The organism is Paenibacillus sp. FSL W8-0194 (genome assembly GCF_037969745.1).
In the GTDB taxonomy this organism is placed as follows: Bacteria; Bacillota; Bacilli; order Paenibacillales; family Paenibacillaceae; genus Paenibacillus_AQ; species Paenibacillus_AQ cookii.
Map to the genome: position 1 here is coordinate 4,606,405 of NZ_CP150205.1, position 14,673 is coordinate 4,621,077.

Here is a 14,673-nt window from a genome sequence, read left to right on the forward strand (position 1 = left end):
TATCCGCTTTTTCCAATTCCTACACCCACAGAGATTTTACACTATCCCCCATTCGCATCGGGATTAAAGGCTCTCCAGTTCCTTCCGCAGCGAACGGATTTGCCGGATGCGCTCCTCGGCGCCCTCCGCCTCTTCGATCTCGAGCAGCCTGGCGATTTCCCATTCAAGCGCGAGCCTCCGGTTTTCCCGCTCTGGATCTTCCTTTAAAGCTCCCCCATGCCTTGCCATACGTTCCTCTTCTTCCTCCACCGTGCCTTCGAACAGCGCAGGTTCATAATCCGGGGAAAGCGTCAGCAGACGGTTCGCCAGCTTGCGGACCAGCATCCGGTCATGGGACACGACGAGCAGGGCCCCGGGATACGAAGCCAGCGCCTCTTCGACGACCTCGCGCGTCTGGATGTCCAGGTAGTTCGTCGGCTCATCCAGCACAAGCAGGTTCGCGCCGCTGAAATAGAGCTGCACGAACGCCGCCCGGCATTTTTCGCCCATGCTCAGATTGCCGATTTTTTTGAACACGTCTTCCCGCGAAAACAGAAAGCAGCCCAGAATCGTGCGCGCATGCGTTTCCGTCATGTCCGGCAGGCGCAGCAAGCTGTCCAGCAGCGTTTCATCCAGATTCAAGCCTTCCAGCTCCTGCGAAAAATAACCGATGCGGACCGCCGGGTGCATCCATATTTTGCCCTGATCCGGTTCAAGCTCGCCGAGCACCAGCTTCAGCAGCGTCGATTTGCCGCTGCCGTTCGGGCCTCTCACCGCCATCCGGTCGCCGCGGGACAGATCAAAATCCAAATCCCGGAACAGCGGCATATCATCATAACCAAAGGTTACGCCTTCCAGCCGCAGCAGGTAGCGGGCCGCAAACCCTCCGTCCCCAAGCTGCATATGGACCTTCGGCGTGTCCCTCGGCTTTTGCACGCTGTCCTTTTCCAGGCGCTCCAGTTCTTTTTGCTTCGCATGGTACCTGGAAATGTTTTTCTTCGCTTTTGCTTTGTAATAAGGGGTAGCGGCTTTGGTTTCGGTATTTTTGTCTGCCGATTTTTCGGCATGGTGAAACCATTCCTGGTAACGGCGGATCGACTCTTCCAGCGCTTCCTTCGCCTGCTTTTGCTTTTTGTACAGCGCCTCCTGCTCCCTCAGCTCCCGCTCCTTTTCCCGTTTGTAGTCGGAATAGCCGCCTTTGTATTTCTTCGCGCCGGTTGCGGTCAGCTCGCAGATTCCCGTCGCCACATGGTCCAGAAACGTCCGGTCATGGGAGACGATCAGCACGGTACCGTCATATTGGTTAAGCCAAGTTTCGAGCCAGGCCATGCTTTCCCCGTCGAGATGGTTGGTCGGTTCGTCAAGCAGAAGGAACGCCGGGCGTTTGGCCAGCAGCGCTGCCAGCCGGACCCGCGTTTTCTGGCCGCCGCTCAGGTCCGCAAAAGGGAGCTCCCATAGCTCCGGTCCGATGTTCAGCATGGTAAGCACTCGCTCGAGCTCGATTTCCCACTGGAACCCGCCGAGCTGTTCATAACGCTCCAGCGTTTGCCCGTAAGCTTCAAGCACGGTGCCGTCTTCCGAAGCGGATGGATCCGCGAGCCGCTGCTCAAGCTGCTTCAAGCTTTGTTTCGCGTGCCAGACCTCGCCGCTGTCGCATCCCGCCGCATCCAGCGTTTTTAATGCCATCAGCGATTCGGAGCTCTGCTCCATCATTCCCCACTGCTCGAGAGGCAGTCCGCGCTCCACGCTGCCGCGGTCCGGGGCCAGCCGTCCCGTCAGGATGTTGAGCAGCGTCGTTTTGCCGGCTCCGTTGGTGCCGAACAATGCCAGCCGCTCCCCTTCGAAAATTTCAAAATCCACGTTTTCAAAAATCGTTTTGCCTTTAAACTCCTTGGTTAGCTGTTTTGCTTTTATAATGTTCATCATCTATGCATCATCCCTTTGAAATCAAAAATAAGAAAAAACCGCAGGCAGCACGCCTACGGCAGGGATTCGAAAATATGATGATGCCTATTCGCTCATGCGCGGGCATACGGAGCCAAATGACCCGGAATGGACTGCCATCCGGAACGATTCTCCATATATGCCTTCAAAAACGCAGAAAAAAAGCACTCTGCATCCGTAACAAGGCCCACGAGTCCACAAAAATAGACATAACCACTCTCTTCCCTGCGCTTGGCGCGAGAAAACTGCCTGTGCAACATATTCATGTCGTCATGCAGATTAAAGAGAATAGCCATGTGTATCCATTGGTATTGTGGTTACCTCGTTTCGTTAGGATGAAATGCTCCATGCCATTGTATCAAATTTAGCCGGGGAAGGAAAGCCCGGAAAAACGGCCGCGTACATCTACGGATATACTCTCCTAACGAATAAAGAACAGCCCACCCCTGACCACCAGGAATAGGCTGTTCTATCGATGATGCAGCTTTAAACCTCTTCCAAGATCATGACCCCGCGCCCCGGCAGCTCCACGGTTCCCGTCAGCATTTGCCCGGAAAGCAGATCCCGCCGCTTGCCGCTGCCGACGTCGACGGCCGCCTGCTCCGCGTTATGGTTCAGCAGGAAGAGGAATGACCGGCCTTCCTTCACGCGCCTTGCGGCTTCCACCCCTTCGGGGAGCCGCTCGACCAGAGGCTTGACCCCTTGATCCGCGCACAGCTTGGCAAGGAACGGACGCAAAAACGCCGGAGCCGCGCTCGTGGCTACATAATACGCCTTGCCTTTGCCGAAGGCGTTGACGGTCAAAGCCGGCATGCCCCGATAAAAATCCGAGCCGTATTCCGCCAGCACATCGGCGCCTTCCGCGTGGATCAGATCGAACAGCATTTCGCAGTCGTAGGAGCCCTCCAGTTCTCCGAAGGTCTTCTTTATGACGATCTGATTGTACTGCCCCCGCGGGAGGGCGTCGATCTCCTCCGCCCAAATGCCGAGCAGCGGACGAAGCTCGCCCGGATATCCCCCGGTGGTGACGCGGTCGTTTTCATTGACGATGCCGCTGAAAAACGTCGTCACGAACGTGCCGCCTGCCGCCGTAAAGGCTTCCAGCTTTTTTGCGACCCCCGGTTTGACCATGTACATGACCGGCGCGATGACGATGTCGTACCGGCCGTAATCGGCCTCAACGCCGATCATGTCCGCCTGAATGCCCAGCTTGAAGAGAGCGTCGTAATATTTATGCACCTCGGCGACGTACTGCAGTTCCACCGTCGGGCCGCTCGAAAGCTCGATCGCCCAGCGGTTTTCCCAGTCGTATAAAATCGCCACTTTCGCGTCGCTGCGGGCGTCCAGCAGCGTGTCCCCCAGCCGTTTCAGCTCTTCGCCAAGCGCGGCCACCTCGCGGAACACGCGCGTATGCTCATGCCCCGCATGTTCGATGACCGCGCCGTGAAACTTTTCGCAGGCCCCGATCGAACGCCGCATTTGGAAAAACATGACCGTATCCGCGCCGCGGGCGACCGCCTGATAGCTCCACAGCCGCATGACGCCGGGTCTTTTCAGCGAGTTGTAAGCCTGCCAGTTTTGCTGGCTCGGCGTCTGCTCCATCAACAGGAACGGCATCCCGTCTTTCAGCCCGCGCATCAAATCGTGGACCATCGCCGTCTCGCTGACGGGCGTCGTAAGCGACGGGTAGTTGTCCCAGGAGATGACGTCCATCTCCTTGGCCCAATCGAAATAGTTCAGCTCCGGGTACGTGCCCATCAGGTTGGTCGTAATCGGCACGTCCTTGCTGTGCTCGCGGATCGCGTCCGCTTCGATTTTGTAGCAGGCCAGCAGGCTGTCCGACATAAACCGGCGAAAATCAAGCGAAATGCCTTGAAACGCGCTGACGTTGCCCTCTCCCTCTTCGCTTAGGCCGCTGGGCAGCACGATTTCGTCCCAATCGTAAAAGGTATGTCCCCAAAAGCGCGTATTCCATGCGTGATTGACGGCATCAAGCGTTCCATAGCGGTTTTGCAGCCATTCGCGGAATGCCGCCTCGCATCGTTCGCAGTAGCAGTAACCCCCGTATTCGTTCGATACGTGCCAGAGCAAAAGCGCGGGATGATCTTTGTAGCGCTCCGCCAGCTTGCCGGCGATCCGCCCGGAATATTCGCGGTACGTCGGACTGTTCGGGCAGGAATTGTGGCGCCCGCCGAACTTTCGCTTCCTCCCGTAAAAATCGACCCGCCTGACGTCGGGGTAACGTTTCGCCATCCAGGCCGGATGCGCCGCCGTGCTTGTCGCAAGCACGACGCCGATGCCGTCCGCATGCAGGCGGTCCATCGTTTCGTCCAGCCAGGCAAAATCGTACGTATGTTCATCCGGCTGATTCAGCGCCCAGGAAAACACGTTGATCGTCGCGACGTCGATCCCGGCGAGCTTGAACATCCGGTGGTCTTCTTTCCACTCTTCCGGCCCCCACTGCTCCGGATTATAATCTCCGCCGTACCAAATTTTCGGCAGTTTTGGATGGATCACATCGGCCGCCTCCCCTTATCGCATCGCTGCTTATTCCGTGACCAAAAAATTGTTTTTCGCCAGCTTCTGGTACCAGTAGAAACTTTCCTTCGGCGTGCGTTTCAACGTTCGGTAATCGACATGGATCAATCCGAAGCGCATGCCGTAACCTTCCGCCCATTCGAAGTTATCGAGCAGCGACCATTCCATGTACCCTTTCACGGGCACGCCATCGCTGATGGCGCGGTGCATGGAAATGATATGCTGGCGCAGGTACTGGATGCGGCGGATATCGTTTACTTTTCCGTCCACCGGCTCGTCGTTGATGCAGGCGCCGTTTTCCGTGATATAGATCGGAACGTTGCCGTATTTATGATGCGTGTACCGCAGCGAATCGTACAAGCCGACCGAATCCAGCGGCCAGCCGATATCCGTCCGGTCGTAGCCCATGTTCAGCTCCTCGTCGTCGAACAGGTTATTGCCTGGCGCGTAACGGCGCACGCTTGCGGTGTAATAGTTCCCGCCGATGAAATCGACCGGCTGGCGGATCGTTTCCATGTCGCCCGGCTGCACGTCCGGTTTCGCTCCCCCTTTTTCGAAAACCTTCAGCAGCCCTTCCGGATAACGGCCGAAATAGATCGGATCGAGGAACCAGTCCCACGTCCATTCGATCGCGCGCCGGCATACTTCCTTGTCCTGCTCGCTGCTCGTATACGGATAAGCCCACGTAATGTTCGGGGCGATGCCGATTTCCCCGTCATAGCCGTATTCGCGGTAGCTGCGGACGGCCTCGCCGTGCGCCCGGAGCAAATTGTGGGCCACGTTGACGGCCAGCTGCAAATCCCGGTTGCCCGGCGCATGCACGCCCAGATAGTTCGAGAGGAAGGAGCTGCACCACGGCTCGTTCAGCGTGATCCATTTTTTGATTTTTCCGGAAAATTCCTTGAACATCGTTTCGGCATACTGTTTAAAAGCGATCGCCGTAACGCGGTTGTTCCATCCGCCTTCGTCCTGAAGCGCTTGCGGGAGATCCCAGTGGTAAAGCGTGCAGAACGGTTCGATACCGTTCTCCAGCAGCTCGTCGACGAAGCGGTGGTAAAAATCGAGCCCGGCTTGGTTGATCTCGCCCCGTCCTTGCGGGTAAATGCGCGGCCAGGACACGGAGAAGCGGTACATCGTAATGCCAAGCTCCTTCATGTAGGCGATGTCTTCCTTGTAACGGTGATAGCTGTCGCAGGCCACGTCCCCGTTGTCCCCGTTTTTCACCTTTCCCGGCGTATGCGAAAACGTATCCCAGATCGAAAGCCCGCGCCCGTCCTCGGCGTAGGCCCCTTCGATCTGGTAAGCGGCCGTCGCGGCTCCCCAGCGGAAATCGGACGGAAATTGAAATATGCTCATGTCATTTCTCCTCCATCATCGTTGTTATCGTATACGTCTCTCCCGGCTGCGTCGCAAATCCTTCCGCGGCTGACACGGAAGTCCCGTCTTGGCGCCGGACGACAAAAGCATCCCCGTTCAAAATCCGGCAGGCGCGTCCATGCGTGGACGTGATTCGCGCCCGGATCAGCCGGCTTTCGGCCCACTCCATGTCGACGGCAAACCCGCCGCGGGCGGCAAGTCCCCGAACCTTTCCGCAGCTCCAGGCTTCCGGCAGCGCCGGAAGCAGCTCGAGACCTTCGGCATGGCTTTGGAGCAGCATCTCCGCTACCCCCGCCGTGTAACCGAAGTTGCCGTCGATTTGGAACGGGGGATGGTTGCCGAACAAGTTCGGGAGGGTCGAATCGGTCAACACCCGGCGGATGCTGCGGTAAGCCCGCTCCCCGTCGCCCAGCCGGGCGAACAAATTGATCATCCAGGCCGCGCTCCAGCCGGTATGGCCGCTGCCGGCGGCAAGTCTCGCCGCAAGCGTCAAGGAGGCCGCTTCGGCAAGCTCCGGCGTCAGCCGCGGATGGATGGCGCTTCCCGGATACAGGCCGTATAAATGGGAAACATGGCGGTGTCCCGGTTCATGCTCGGCAAAGTCCCCGCTCCACTCCCTGAGCCGTCCGTCGGGCCCGATGCCCGGATGGGCAAGCCGTTCCCGCCGTGCCGCCAGCTCGCCGCGGAACTCGGGATCCGCGTTCAAAATCGTCGACGCCTGGATGCAGTGGCCGAACAGCTCGTCGATCAGCGCCATATCCATGGCGGAGCCCGGTGCCACGCTGCACGGCGTCCCGTCCGCCGTCCGAAACACATTCTCCGGCGACGTCGACAGCGGGGTCGTCCATGTGCCGTCCGGGAGCTGCACCAGCCAGTCCAGGCAAAACAGCGCGGCTCCTTTCAGGATCGGATACGCCGTTTCCCTCAGAAACTCCGGATCCGGCCGGAAGGCATACCGCTCCCACAAATGCCTCGACAGCCATGCGCCGGCCATCGGCCAAAACGCCCACTTGGCACTGCCGGCCGATGGCGTCGACATCCGCCACAAATCGGTGTTATGATGCGCCGTCCACCCGCGGCAGCCGTAATGAACGGCAGCCGTGCGCCCGCCGCTGACGCTCAGCTCGCGGATGAGGTCGAAAAGCGGCTCGTGGCACTCTCCCAAGCTGCATGTTTCCGCCGGCCAATAGTTCATTTCCGTATTGATATTGGTCGTATAGTTGCTGTTCCACGGCGGCTGAAGATGCGGATTCCAGATGCCCTGCAGGTTCAGGGCCTGGGTGCCGGGCCGGGAGCCGGCGATCATCAGGTACCGCCCGTAATGGAAGAGCAGGCTTTCAAGCTCCGGATCGGACGCTCCGCCTTGGTAGGCTGTCAGCCGCTCATCCGTAGGGAGGTTCGCGGCTGCTCCCGCTTCCGTCCCCGGTGGCTCCGTACCGAGAAGCAGATCGCAGCGGTCGAACAGCGCGCGGTAATCCTGCACATGCCGCTTCCGAATCTCTTCATACTTCGCCGGCGCGTTCCGCAAAATCCGCGAGCATTTTGCAGCCGGAGACACCCCGTCCCGGCCCGGCATGACGTCGTAACCTGCGAAATCCGTCGCAGCCGTAAGCAGCAGCAAAACCGAGTTCGCCCGGCGGATGACCAGCCGCCCGTTTTCGGTTTTCGCTTCGCCGCCGCGGGTGCGGGCTGTCAGCACGACCGCGAAGCCGATCCCCAGCCCCTCCTCATAAAGGACCGGGTTCGGATGGTCGCCGCGGTAATTTTCCGCGACATGGGACGGGCCGCGGCCTGTCAGGACCAGCTCCCCGTCCCCCTCGATCCGGAACGGATGCGGCGAAGATAACCGGACCTCCATATCGGGCAGCAGCGCTTCGCCGTTTCCGTCCGCATTTTCGGCATGAATTCGCACGGCGATGACGTCATCCGCATGGCTGGCGAGCACCTCCCGGAAGATTTTGACGCCGTCTGCCTCATAGCTGACTTCCGCCACCGCTTCCTCCAAATGAAGCGCCCGGCGGTAGTTTCGGATCTCGCCTTCCGCGCGGATGGCGATATGAAGATCGCCAAGCGGCTGATAGGATTCGCTCCGCCGCCCGATCATGCCCCCTTCGATCAGCGCTTCGGCTTCCTTGTATCTCCCTTCGGCGGCCAGCGCCTTGGCCGGGTTCAGATGACGGAGCGCCTCGTAATTTAACGTATCCCGCGGGAAGCCGGACCAAAGCGTGTCTTCGTTCAGCTGAATCCGCTCTTCCCGGTCTCCTCCGAATACCATGCCTCCCAGCCGGCCGTTCCCGACCGGCAGCGCTTCGGTCCATTCCCGGGCCGGCCTCCCGTACCATAATTGCTTTTTGTTTTGGCTCATGCGACTTTTCCCCTTCCAGAGACCCATGTCAACTCATCTTTCTTGCCATGAGCTTTCCATAGGCGTACGGGAGGTTCCTTCCTCCGAATGCATTTTCAGCAAAATATTGCACGCAAGGATGATGCAAAAATCCGGACGCTAAAATCTTTGCGGGCTTTCAGCTTCCCGGTTCAAAAGCCGATCGTCAGCTCCGAAGCGCCGGCGTCCGGCGTCACGACGATTCCTCGTTCCGTGTTCGCCGCCGTGCCGCCTTTGACGCTCGCCACCCGGCTCACGCCCGGCAAAACGGCCTTCCAATTCGCGGCTCCGGATGCCTCGACGCAAACGGAAAGTTCGCCCCCGCCTAAAACCGCCTTGGCCTGCAGCGCAGGCTTCCCTTTCAGGTTCGGAACGGTTACCCGCATCTCCTTGCCTTCTTCCGGCGCAAAGATGTGAAGCTCCACGCCGTCCGCAAAATCATAATCCGGTTTGTCGTCCACGGCCCCGACCGGAATGATGCTGCCCGGACGCACGTATAGCGGCAGGCTCATGAAACCGTGCTGCTCGGTGATCCATCGGCCGCCCTGCACCTTCTCTCCCGTCAGGAAGGAAGTCCACGTACCCGGCGGCAAATAAAACTCGACTTGTCCGTCTTCGCTGAAAACCGGCGCAACCAACAGCGAATCGCCCAGCATGTACTGCCGGTCGAGCGTACGGCATCCCGGATCTTCCGGGAACTCGAGCACCATCGCCCGCATCAACGGCAGCCCCAGGACCGAAGCGTCCACGGCGGCGCCGAACAGGTACGGCATCAGGCGGCATTTGAGCTTCGTGAAGAAGCGCATCACCTCGACGGCTTCTTCCCCGAACAACCACGGCACGCGGTACGATTGGTTGCCGTGAAGGCGGCTGTGGCTCGACAGCAATCCGAACGCCGCCCAGCGCATATAGACGTCCGCCGGCGCCGTGCTTTCGAAGCCGCCGATGTCGTGGCTCCAGAAACCGAAGCCGGACAGGCCCAGGGACAGGCCTCCGCGCAGGCTTTCCGCCATCGAATCGTAGTTGGCCGTGCAATCCCCGCCCCAGTGGACCGGGAACTGCTGGCCGCCGGCCGTTGCCGACCGGGCGAACAAAGCCGCTTCCCCTTTGCCGAGCTTTTCCTCCAGCACCTCAAATACCGTCCGGTTATAGAGCTGGGTGTAATAGTTGTGCATCCGGTGCGGGTCGGAGCCGTCGAAATAAACCGCGTCGGTCGGAATCCGCTCGCCGAAGTCCGTTTTGAACGAATCCACGCCCATATCGATCAGCTCGCGCAGATAATCGCCGTACCAGCGGCAGGCTTCCGGATTGGTGAAATCGACGATCGCCATGCCCGGCTGCCAGCGGTCCCACTGCCATACGCCGCCGTCCCGTTTTTTCAGGAAGTAACCCCGGCTCGCCCCTTCGTCGAACAATCGCGACTGCTCGCTGATATACGGGTTGATCCAGACGCAAATTTTCAGCCCTTTGGCTTTCAATCGTTCCAGCAATCCCTTCGGATCCGGGAACACGGCCTCGTCCCACTCGAAATCCGTCCAATGAAGCGGCTTCATCCAGAAGCAGTCGAAGTGGAACACATGCAGCGGAAGGTCCCGTTCCTTCATGCCGTCGACAAAACTCATGACCGTCTGTTCGTCGTAATCGGTCGTAAAAGAAGTGGTCAGCCACAAGCCGAAGGTCCAGGCCGGAGGCAGCGCCGGCTTGCCGGTCAAAGCCGTGTAATTTTGCAGCACATGGCGCAGCGTTTTACCGCCGACGATCAAATACTCCAGCTTCTCCCCTTCGACGCTGAACTGCACCTTCGAAACCTTCTCCGAGCCCACCTCAAAGGAGACCAGGCCCGGATTGTTGACGAATACGCCGTATCCTTTGCTCGACAGATAAAACGGAATGTTTTTGTAGGCCTGCTCCGTGCCCGTGCCGCCGTCGCGGTTCCAAATATCGAGCGATTGCCCGTTTTTGACGAACGGGGTGAACCGTTCCCCGAGTCCATAAATATGTTCGCCTACGCCCAAATCGAGTTGTTCGCGCATGAAGGTCTGGCCGTCCGAGCGCGTAATGTATGCGAGCGCCTTCAGCCCGCTGCCGGTGATCCGCTTGCCGTCCTGGTAAAAGGACATCTCCCAGCCGCCGCTGCGGCGGATGCTCGCTTTGAGCCGCCCGCTTTGCAGCCAAACCTCTTCGTCGCTTAATCCCGTTCGTACGGCATGCTCCTCCGTTTCGTGAATCGGGAATTCGGGCTTCAGCGGAGCGCCGCCTTTATGATGATGAACGGACACGCGAATGACGTCCTCCATCGGGGAAGAAAGGCTCACCGTCAGCAGGGGAACGTCCAGCATCGCCCAGCGGGGCGTCAAATCCCGGGGCGAAGCATACACGCTTACCGTTTTGTCTTGGGCTTTCGGGCCGTAAGCCTGAATCGGGCTCATGATCTCGAAGCCGGGCAGAGTCAACCAATTGCCGTCGCTAAATTTCATCTGTTAAGCTCACCTCAGTTAACGGCGGGAAGCCCCGGCCTTGACCGGCCAACACTTCCCGCCATTCTTTTTTTTGCAGCCATTCACGGCTTCGCAAGCCGCCCTATTCGTTCCACAGCTTCACGCGTTGTTTCACGAGCTCCTCGCGCAGCGTTTCGGCTTTGTCGACGCCCGCCTTTTCGAGGTCCTTCATGTACGCGTCCCATACCTTATCGAAATCGGCAGGTTTGGCCAAAATTGCTTCCGGAATCCGTTTCCACGTAATATCCTTCAGCTTGTTATCCAACACGACGATTTCGCTGTCGCCCGGAATGGCGATATTCCATGCCGCGCCCCAAGGTCTGACTTTAAACTCTTCTTCTTTCGGGAACAGCTCTCTCCACGACTTGACATTGTAGGCGGCCAGCGTTTTCTTTTCGACTTCGTTGTACGAGTTCTGAATCTGCTCTGGGAAATTGGTCGTGTAATAGTTTCCGGACGGATCCTTCACGCCGTCGCCGTAATGAACGCCAAGCGTGTTATACAGGCCAATGCCCGTTTCCTTCGTGAAGTTGGTCGCATCGTTGACCTTGCGGTCGCTGATTTCCTTCGGAATGACGCGTTTGCCGTTTTCGACTTTGTAGTGTTTGCCTTCGATTCCCCAGTTCAGCAGCACTTGCCCTTCGTCGGAAGCGAGGTAATCGAGGAATTTGATCGCCCGGACCGGATCTTTGCAGTCTTTGCTGATGCCGATGCCGTAACCCGCCATGAAGCCAGTCGGCCAGAACGACGTTTCCTTGTATTCTTCGGTTAACGTAACCGGGTAGTGGCCGTAACCTTGGTCGAATTTGCCCGCCGCTTTCAGCGCTTTTTCGGCGTCGCCGTAAGCCCAGTCCTGGTCGATCAGGCCGATAACGCGCCCGGTCGCGATTTTTGCTTTGTATTGGTCGTATTTTTGAACGAAGCTCTCCGGATCAAGCAGCCCGATATCGTTCATATGATTGAGCCAACGGAAGTATTCTTTTTCCGCGGGACGGCGGAAATGGTACGTGACCTTCTGCGTATCCACGTCGATCGCGTATTCCCCGTCGTCCGGCGAGCCCGTCGTGTAAAAGGCCGGATTCGTGACCGTGATGTACATGTACCAATCGTCGGCGTTTAACGTCAGGCCGATATTTTTGTTGCCATTTTCGTCCGTCGGGTGTTTTTCGATATAATTTTTGATAACGTTCTCATAATCCTTGACCGTCCGGATCTCCGGATATCCCGCTTCAGCGACCGCGCGGTGCTGGAGTTCGAAGCCGCCTCCGGCCTGAAAGTACTGCTGGCCTACGCCCGCATAAGTCGGAATGGCGTAAATCGCATGGTCTTCGTCGCTGTAGCGCGCGCGTTTTATCGAGTCCCCGAGCACTTTTTTAATGTTCGGCGCGTACTTGTCGATCAGATCGGTCAGATCCAGCATCGCGTCGGCGTCGACAAGTTTGCTGATATCGTTTTTCGCGCTGATGAGATCGGGATATTCGCCGCTGGAAGCGATCAGGGCCACCTTTTGCTGCGGATCGCCGACCGCGAATTCCGCGTCCAGCGTCACGCCGGTTTTTTCGGTGATCACTTTCCCGATTTCGTCCTTCATTCCCGTCCAGTTCGGACTCGGGTCGGCGCTGAAAAGGGAAAACGTGATCGGCGCATTATCGTTGCCCGTCGCGGCTTCCTTGCCAGAACCGTTCTCCTTGGATGCTACGCCGTTGCCGCCGCTTCCCCCGCAGCCGGCCAGCAGGCCGACGAACAAGGCAGATACGAGCAGCAGGGCGGAAGCTTTTGTCTTTCTCTTTCTTTTGCTTTCCATACTGAAACACCCCTCCTGATGAATTCGAATGGATTTTCAAGCGAGAATCTATGCGTATAACAAGGGAGCCGGCAAGCGCCCCTGATCATACCGCTTCGGATAGCACCGGTCAGCTTTTGACCGCGCCGAGCGTCATGCCTTTGACGAAATACTTTTGCAGGAACGGATACACCAATAAAATCGGTACGGTGACGATGATGGTGATGGCCATCTTGATCGACTCCGGAGACACTTGGTTGACCGCGGTCGCCACCACGTTCGTCCGGTAATCCCCGCCGCTGCCCGCCGTCGTGCTCTGCAGCACCTTCATCAGCTCGTATTGGAGCGTCGTCAGCGATTCGCTGGATCCATTATACAGGTACGTATCGAACCAGGCGTTCCACTGCCCCACCGCCAGAAATAACGAGATCGTCGCCAAGGCCGGTTTGGTGAGCGGCAAAATGACCCGCCAGTAAATCGTAAAGTCGTTCGCTCCGTCAAGTTTGGCCGATTCCTGCAGCGCATACGGGATGCCGTCGATAAAAGAACGGATGACAAACACGTTAAAAGCGCTTACGACACCCGGCAAAATATAGACGGCAAACGTGTTCATCAGGCCCAGATCCTTCATCAGCATGTACGTCGGGATCAATCCGCCGGACACGTACATCGTCAGCGCGAGAAACGTGGACACGAATTTGCGTCCCTGAAAATCCGCGCGGCTGATCGTAAAAGCAAGCATCGATGCGCTGAGCAGCCCGAGCACGGTCCCGAGCACGGTACGCAGCGCCGAGATTTTGAAGCCCGTAACCAACCCGCTGAACGTAAATATTTTAATGTAGTTGTCCCAAGTAAACTTCCGGGGAAAAACGGTAATTCCGCCGCGCACGCTGTCGATGGAATCGTTCAGCGAGATGGCGAGCACGTTCAGGAACGGATAGACGGTGACCACGACGACAAACAGCACGATCACGTAAACCACCGTGTCAAAAATCCGGTCGGACCACGATTTGCCGCGCGCAAAAGCTGCATTCCCCACGACCCTCGTTCCCCCTTTCCAAAAATATCTGCACGCCAGGCAGCCGTATGTATGGACAAATCGCCTGGTGCCCTATAACAAGCTTTCTTTGGTCGTGCGCTTAAAGATGCCGTTAATGGTAAACAAAAGCGCGACGCTGATGACCGAGTTGAAAATGTTGATCGCCGTGCCGAAGGAATAACGGCCCATGCCGAGCCCGTATTTCAGCGAGTACAGATCAAGCACCTGCGAATAATCCGTCACCAGGTTGTTGCCGAGCAGGAACTGCTTCTCGAAGCCGATGTTCAGCAAATTGCCGACGGACATAATGAGCAAAACGATGATCGTCGGCCGGATGCCCGGCAGCGTGATATGCCATATCTGGCGAAAACGGCTTGCCCCATCCACCCGGGCGGCTTCATACAGCTCAGGCCCGATGCCCGCGATGGCCGCTAGATAAATGATGGCATTCCAGCCGGTTTCCTTCCACACGTCCGACAACGTCACGATGCCCCAGAACAGATGGCCTTGGGCCATAAACTGGATCGGTTCATGAATGAGGCCGAGGCCCAGCAGCACGTCGTTGACCAGACCGTTATCGGTCGACAGCATTTTGGTGACGATCCCGGCTGCCACGACCCAAGACACGAAATGGGGCAGGTACGAAATCGTTTGGGCAAAACGCTTGAAAAAGCTGAGGCGAACCTCGTTCAGCAAAATGGCGAACAGGATCGGAAACACGAAGCCGGCAATCAGGCCCATGGTGCTCATCGCCAGCGTATTGCGCAAGGACAGCAGAAACTGTTCGTCGTGGAAAAGCGCCTTGAAATGCTCGAAGCCCACCCATTCCTGCTCGAAAAAGCTTCGGGCCGGTTTATATTTCTGAAAGGCCATCGTCCATCCCCATAACGGGAGATAGCTGAACACGAACACCCAAATGACGAACGGGATCGACATCAGATATAAATACTTCTGGTTTCGGAACGTTTTCCAAAAACGTTTTCGGGATGCCGCCTTGCTTTCGGTCCTTTTCCCGCGATTCGGAGTGCCGTCTGGTATGTTGGCTGCCGCTCTCAATGAAAATGCCCTCCTCTCTATACCCCCATTTTAATTCTCTGTAAGCGATTGCAGTACCCGAAAAATTAGAGATAAA

Annotated in this window: 8 protein-coding genes; all 8 read right to left on the reverse strand. The window is 57.8% G+C overall.

The window, feature by feature from the left end; genetic code table 11:
• Positions 1-63: 63 nt before the first annotated feature.
• The gene (gene abc-f, locus MKY58_RS20945; protein ID WP_339321940.1) at positions 64-1,905 is read right to left on the reverse strand and encodes an ABC-F type ribosomal protection protein; all 1,842 of its coding nucleotides are present in this window, start codon (positions 1,903-1,905) and stop codon (positions 64-66) included.
• 504 nt (positions 1,906-2,409) lie between these two features.
• Complete coding sequence (locus tag MKY58_RS20950; RefSeq protein ID WP_339321941.1) at positions 2,410-4,440, reverse strand: beta-galactosidase; 2,031 nt, start codon at positions 4,438-4,440, stop codon at positions 2,410-2,412.
• A gap of 30 nt (positions 4,441-4,470) precedes the next feature.
• Positions 4,471-5,817, reverse strand: a complete 1,347-nt coding sequence (locus MKY58_RS20955) for a GH1 family beta-glucosidase (protein ID WP_339321942.1) — start codon at positions 5,815-5,817, stop codon at positions 4,471-4,473.
• 1 nt (position 5,818) lies between these two features.
• A complete protein-coding gene (locus tag MKY58_RS20960) occupies positions 5,819-8,203 on the reverse strand; it encodes a glycoside hydrolase family 95 protein (protein ID WP_339321943.1) in 2,385 nt (794 codons plus the stop codon).
• A gap of 170 nt (positions 8,204-8,373) precedes the next feature.
• Positions 8,374-10,698, reverse strand: a complete 2,325-nt coding sequence (yicI, locus tag MKY58_RS20965) for an alpha-xylosidase (RefSeq protein ID WP_339321944.1) — start codon at positions 10,696-10,698, stop codon at positions 8,374-8,376.
• A 103-nt stretch (positions 10,699-10,801) separates the two neighbouring features.
• Complete coding sequence (locus tag MKY58_RS20970; protein WP_339321945.1) at positions 10,802-12,523, reverse strand: ABC transporter substrate-binding protein; 1,722 nt, start codon at positions 12,521-12,523, stop codon at positions 10,802-10,804.
• A gap of 109 nt (positions 12,524-12,632) precedes the next feature.
• The gene (locus MKY58_RS20975) at positions 12,633-13,541 is read right to left on the reverse strand and encodes a carbohydrate ABC transporter permease (protein ID WP_339321946.1); all 909 of its coding nucleotides are present in this window, start codon (positions 13,539-13,541) and stop codon (positions 12,633-12,635) included.
• A 72-nt stretch (positions 13,542-13,613) separates the two neighbouring features.
• Positions 13,614-14,579, reverse strand: coding sequence for a sugar ABC transporter permease (locus MKY58_RS20980; RefSeq protein ID WP_339325216.1), 966 nt, complete (start codon positions 14,577-14,579; stop codon positions 13,614-13,616).
• Positions 14,580-14,673 lie beyond the last annotated feature (94 nt).

Bases quoted from the DNA above. Each gene is read 5' to 3' on its own strand.
- MKY58_RS20955 (WP_339321942.1), bottom strand. From the start codon at position 5,817: ATGAGCATATTTCAATTTCCGTCCGATTTCCGCTGGGGAGCCGCGACG.
- yicI (WP_339321944.1), bottom strand. From the start codon at position 10,698: ATGAAATTTAGCGACGGCAATTGGTTGACTCTGCCCGGCTTCGAGATC.
- MKY58_RS20960 (WP_339321943.1), bottom strand. From the start codon at position 8,203: ATGAGCCAAAACAAAAAGCAATTATGGTACGGGAGGCCGGCCCGGGAA.
- MKY58_RS20970 (WP_339321945.1), bottom strand. From the start codon at position 12,523: ATGGAAAGCAAAAGAAAGAGAAAGACAAAAGCTTCCGCCCTGCTGCTC.
- abc-f (WP_339321940.1), bottom strand. From the start codon at position 1,905: ATGATGAACATTATAAAAGCAAAACAGCTAACCAAGGAGTTTAAAGGC.